1 protein-coding gene is annotated in these 216 nt (G+C 47.7%); it reads left to right on the top strand.

The features are described from left to right. A partial coding sequence (locus ACE418_RS13615) for a transposase (protein WP_416451099.1) occupies positions 1 to 216 on the top strand: 216 nt, incomplete at both ends.

Here is a 216-nt window from a genome sequence, read left to right as displayed (position 1 = left end):
GATCCCGTGCGGTTAGTGAAGCTGCTCATAGAAAGGATGGATTTATCACCGCTGTACCAGACGTATTCTCGTATCGAAAAAAATCAGGCTTCACCACGCCAGTTACTGGCCATCGTCATTTATGCCAGCATGAACCAGGTTTTCAGTTCCCGTCGTATTGAATCGGCCTGCCGGAGAGATTTGAATTTCCAATATCTGCTGGAAGGGAAACCCGTT

The sequence above is a fragment of the Megasphaera jansseni genome, assembly GCF_047974155.1.
GTDB lineage: Bacteria > Bacillota > Negativicutes > Veillonellales > Megasphaeraceae > Megasphaera.
This window is presented reverse-complemented; position numbering and strand designations above follow the sequence as displayed.